The organism is Acinetobacter lactucae, assembly GCF_013344765.1.
GTDB lineage: Bacteria > Pseudomonadota > Gammaproteobacteria > Pseudomonadales > Moraxellaceae > Acinetobacter > Acinetobacter lactucae_A.
This window is the reverse complement of the sequence record NZ_JABVBF010000199.1, coordinates 1-5,711: the sequence shown is the minus strand read 5'-3', so window position 1 is coordinate 5,711 and position 5,711 is coordinate 1. Positions and strand designations below refer to the sequence as shown.

General features: G+C 39.1%; 3 protein-coding genes. All 3 read left to right on the top strand.

What is annotated here, in order from left to right:
- The first annotated feature begins 188 nt into the window (after window positions 1-188).
- On the top strand, window positions 189-3,044 hold the full coding sequence (gene ptsP, locus HUN22_RS15220) for a phosphoenolpyruvate--protein phosphotransferase (RefSeq protein WP_174731036.1): 2,856 nt from the start codon (window positions 189-191) through the stop codon (window positions 3,042-3,044).
- Window positions 3,045-3,059: 15 nt separating this feature from the next.
- Entirely contained in the window at window positions 3,060-4,007 is a 948-nt protein-coding gene (gene pfkB / locus HUN22_RS15215; RefSeq protein ID WP_174731033.1) for a 1-phosphofructokinase, read from the top strand.
- Window positions 3,994-5,711: fructose-specific PTS transporter subunit EIIC (locus tag HUN22_RS15210; RefSeq protein ID WP_174731030.1), on the top strand; the 1,718-nt coding region annotated here is incomplete at its 3' end. The genes pfkB and HUN22_RS15210, both read left to right, overlap by 14 nt.

The window sequence follows — 5,711 nt, the reverse complement described above, 5'->3', positions numbered from 1 at the left end:
ATAATGGATTATCCTTTGTATTAAAAACAAGCATTTTTTACGTAAATACGTCGATCTAGCTTTAAAGTTCTGCTATGGTAATTTGTCTGAAGCTGTTGTTTAAAAATGGGGAAATTAACCTGTTTTAATACAAACAGCTTCTTTTTTTCTGTTTTAGCTAAAACCAAAGATATTGTTCAAGGATAAATATGCTAGCACTAGAGCCTCGACATATTCATATGAATCAACATGCTGTTGATAAAACACATGCATTACAGTGTCTAGTAGATATATTGGTAAAAGATGGGTTGGTTACTCCTGACTACATTACCGGACTCATCAATCGTGAACAGCAAAGTGCAACGTATTTGGGACAAGGAATTGCAATCCCCCATGGGACTCCCCAATCTCGTGAATGTATTTTAGAAACAGGTATCCGTTTAGCTCACTTTCCCGAAGGGATAATATGGGATGGTGAAAACAGAATTTATTTAGCTGTTGTTATTGCAGCAAAATCTGATGAACACTTACAAGTCCTACAAATATTAACCAGAGCTTTAATGCACGATGTAAGTGAGCAGGTAAAAAATGCGACACAACCTGAGCAAATTATTGAAATCTTACAAGCTCAACCATTATCTTTAAATTTACATGAAAATTTAATTCAAACTGAAATCGAATCTCAAGATATTGAAGATTTATTTTGGTCAGCCTCTCAGATTCTAAAAAAACACAATTTTGTAAAGTGTGGTTTTCTGAGCTCACTTGACCCTGATCAAGTTATTCAACTACAAGATCAGATCTGGTCTATTTCAAGTAGTAAGTTTGTTCAACAACCAGCAATCAGTATTGTAAAACCTCGTCATGCTTTAGAGCTAGGTGAAAAAAAATTAAATACGCTAGTGTGTATCGCTGCCAATGAACAATTAGATAGCCAGAGATTTAATAGACTGATTGATATTCTATTTAATCCAGAGCAAGTTGCACAATTAGATCAAACACAGGCGCCAAATGAAATTGCTAAAATCATTGGTGCAGATGTTATTCCAGATTGGCCTCATCGTTCTGTTGTACTCGCTAATGCACATGGATTACATGCTCGGCCAGCAACTCATTTGGTGAACTTAACAAAAAGTTTCCAAGGTGATATTCAGGTCGCAGTAGATGAAGGAAATTTTGTTTCTGCTAAAAGTTTGACGCGGCTCTTGGCTTTAGGATGTAAACGTGGACAAACTCTACGTTTTATTGCCGAACCAGAAACGGATGCAGTTCAAGCTTTAGATAAAGTTATTCAAGCAGTGCAACAAGGCTTAGGAGAAGAAGTTGAACCTATTCAATTTTCAGATACCCAAGAACCTCAACCGTCTCAAACAGTAAAATCACTGCCGAAAACATTGAGTACAAATACAGGTATTCCAGCTTCTAGTGGTCTAGCTTTTGGCCCCGTACATGTCATCAAACCTAAGGTTTACCAATATGAACGTATGGGTTTAAGCGTTAAAGCAGAAAAAGAAAAACTTGTTATTGCTCTTCACGCAGTTAAAAACAATATTCACCAAGTTATTGCAAAATCTGAAGTTGCTGAAATTAAACAAATTTTCCAAGCACATTTGGAAATGCTTGACGACCCAGATCTTATTAATGGTGTTTATCAAAAGATTAATCTAAATCTTTCTGCTCCTGCTGCTTGGCATGAACATATTGAAGCAGCAGCCAAAGAGCAAGCTGCTTTACCGGATCGCCTATTGGCTGAGCGTGCTACAGACTTACGCGATATTGGTGATCGCGTTTTGGCTCAACTTTGTGGTGAAGTTATTATCGAGGAACCTAAAGAGCCTTATATTTTGATCATGTATGACGTAGGGCCAAGCGATGTAGCCCGTCTTAATAAAGAACGTGTAGCGGGTATTTTGACAGCTGTTGGCGGTGCAAGTGCACATAGTGCTATTGTTGCTCGAGCTTTAGGCATTCCTGCAGTTGTCGGTGCTGGTGAACAAGTACTAGATATTGAGCAAAAAAGTTCTCTATTAATTAATGGAGATACAGGAGCTTTTATCTTAAATCCTAACACTCAGCAAATCGAACATGCCAAACAAGAACGTGAGCTTCAGAAGAAAATTCGTGAAGAGGCAGAGCGTCACAGCCAAGAGCCTGCGATTACTCTAGATCAACACCAGATCGAAATTGCAGCCAATCTAGGAAAAGTTCAAGCAACCGCCCATGCAGTAGAATGTGGTGCCGAAGCAATTGGCCTACTTAGAACAGAGCTTGTTTTTATGGCTCATAGTAGCGCTCCAAGTGAAGCCACCCAAGAAGCAGATTATCGCGTTGTCTTAGATGCTCTTGCAGGCCGACCACTTGTAGTACGTACTCTAGATGTAGGGGGTGACAAACCACTCCCTTACCTTCCAATTGCTGAAGAAGAAAATCCATTTTTAGGATTAAGAGGCATTCGTTTAACGCTGAGACAGCCAGAGCTGTTGCGTCAACAACTTATCGCATTGCTTAAAGCTGCGGATGACCGCCCATTAAGAATCATGTTTCCAATGATTGGCCGTGTAGAGGAATGGCGTGCTGCCAAAGCCATTCTTGATGAAGTAAAAGCAATATATCCATGTACCAACTTACAAATTGGTATCATGATAGAAGTTCCTTCTGCTGCTTTACTTGCACCTATCCTCGCGCAAGAAGTGGACTTTTTCAGTATCGGAACAAATGACTTAACTCAATATACTTTAGCCATTGACCGTGGACACCCTATTCTCTCGGCTGAAGCAGATGGCCTACACCCAAGTATTTTGCAATTGATTGATCAAACTGTAAAAGCTGCCCACAAACATGGCAAATGGGTTGGCATATGCGGTGAACTCGCTGCTGATCCAAAAGCTGTACCAATCCTTGTAGGTTTAGGTGTAGATGAGCTCAGCATGTCGCCAAATAGTATTCCTTTAGTGAAAGCTCAAATTCGTACACTCAACTACAGCAAAGCTCAGGTGCTTGCAAAGCGTGCACTAGAATGTGATAGCGCCCCTGCTGTACGTCAGTTATCCGAACAAGAAATGTAAAAATTAGGAACAGTAATGGCTAAAGTTTTAACAATTACTTTAAATCCTGCAATTGATGTGACTATACAACTCAAAGAGTTACAGATAGGTCAAGTGAATCGTCAAGAATCTGTAGAAATACATGCAGCAGGCAAAGGGTTAAATATTGCACAAGTTTTAAAAGATTTGGGGCATGAGGTTATTGTTTCTGGTTTTTTAGGAACAACTAACAAACAGATTTTTGATGAGCATTTTAAAAAAGCTCAATTTCAACCTGAATTTATTTATGTTGAAGGTGAAACTCGTCAAAATATAAAAATTGCTGAAGATTCCGGACGGATGACTGATTTAAATGGAAAAGGTTTCTTAGTTTCAGAACTAGATAAAAAGAACCTCTTTCAAAAAATCGAAATGATTTTGCCACAAGTAGATGTAGTTGCCATTGCCGGGAGCCTTCCACAAGGTTTTAGTGTTGATGAGTTACAACAACTTATTAAACTCATTCAAGACCACGGGAAAAAAGTTGCACTTGATACTAGCGGTAAAGCTTTGGTTGCTGCCATTGAATGCCAACCATGGATGATTAAACCAAATACAGATGAGTTAGTAGAAAGTTATCAGCTCCCTGCTACAACTTATGCTGAACAAAAAAAGCTTTTTGAAAAGTTAGCTAAAATTGAACATGTCGTTATTTCAATGGGTGAAGACGGTGTAAACTGGCTACACGACACTCACCCACTTCATGCTACAGCCCCTAAAGTGATAGTTAAAAGTACGGTTGGTGCGGGTGACTCTCTTTTAGCAGCTATGATTCATGGTTTAATAAATGATTTTTCTGCCGAAGAAACATTAAAAACTGCTACAGCAATTGCAAGCCACGCTGTAACACAAATAGGCTTTCGTATTCCTAATACTGAAAAGCTAAACCAGTTAAAAGCCCAAACTACAATCAATTCATTGAGTGAATCTGATGCCAACTGCTAAACGTTTATTATTTGTTATTAATAGTCCGCAACAGCAAGTCAATGCTTTGATTTTAGCTCGCAAACTTGCACAAGTCGCTTCCCAACAAGGTTATCAAAATAGCATTATTTCGCTCGATAAATTCGATCCGAATGAAAGCTTTGATCAAGTGATTGTTATGGGACAACGTCCGAAAGATCTTCATATTTTCGGTACACATCCTTTATCTTTCATTAGCATTGAAGAGATCAAAAATGATGCTCACACAGCTTTACAAACGGCATTAGACAATTTTAAATTTGCCCAAGACTGGCAAAATGATAACAGCGTGGCGGCAACTACTGCTAAAAAGTTTGTAGCAATCACTGCATGTCCTACTGGTGTTGCACATACTTTTATGGCTGCTGAAGCTTTACAACAAGGTGCAGAAAAGCTTGGGTATGAGATTGAAGTAGAAACACAAGGTTCCGTTGGTGCAAAAAATATTTTATCAGCTCAAGCTATTGCTAAAGCGGACATTGTGATTCTTGCGACTGACATTGAAGTTAATACAGACCGTTTTGTAGGTAAACGTGTTTATCGATGTAGTACAGGTTTTGCACTAAAGCAAACAGATAAAGCCTTTGCTGAGGCAATCAGCAATGCACAAGTTTTAGAGCAAGGTAAGCAACAAACATCTGCAGAAAACAAAGATAAAACTGAAAAAGTTGGCATATATAAACATCTCTTAACTGGTGTTTCTTTTATGCTGCCTATGGTAGTTGCTGGAGGTCTTTTAATCGCCCTCTCTTTATGCTTTGGTCTCAATGCAGCTGAGCAAGCAGGTAGCTTACCAGCCATATTAAAACAAATTGGGGCCGCCGCATTTATGCTGATGGTTCCAATGTTATCTGGTTATATTGCCTACTCGATTGCTGACCGTCCTGGCCTTGCACCTGGTTTGATTGGAGGCTTACTCGCATCTCAGCTACAAGCAGGTTTTTTAGGCGGTATTGTTTCAGGTTTCCTCGCAGGTTATATCGCACTATTTATTGCTAAAAAACTTAAACTCCCTACAAGTTTAGAGGCACTTAAACCGATTTTAATTATCCCTCTATTAGGTACGTTATTTGTTGGCCTGATTATGTTCTATGTGGTTGGGCAACCTGTAGCACATGTTTTTGAGCTAATGAAAGACTTCTTAAATAACATGGGTACAACAAATGCTGTGTTAATGGGAATTATATTAGCAAGCATGATGTGTATTGATTTGGGTGGTCCAATCAATAAAGCAGCCTACGCTTTTACTGTCGGATTACTGACAACAAATACTTATATGCCTATGGCAGCCACAATGGCGGGTGGTATGATCCCTGCTCTTGGTATGGCTATTGCTACTTTCATTGCTAAAAGTAAATTTAGTACAGGAGAGAGAGATGCTGGAAAAGCAGCTTTTGTATTAGGTTTATGTTTTATTTCTGAAGGTGCTATTCCCTTTGCAGCTAAAGACCCAATGCGTGTAATCCCGACATGTATTTTAGGTGGAGCTGTGACTGGAGCACTTGTTGCCCTCTTCCATTGCGAATTGGTCACTCCTCACGGCGGTGTATTTGTTCTTTTAATTCCTAATGCAATTAATCATGCTTGGTTATATCTTGCTGCAATTGCTGCGGGTAGTATCGTTACAGGTATAAGCTATGCGATTGTTAAGAAAAAGTTAGAAGAAAAACCTGTCGCTATTTCATG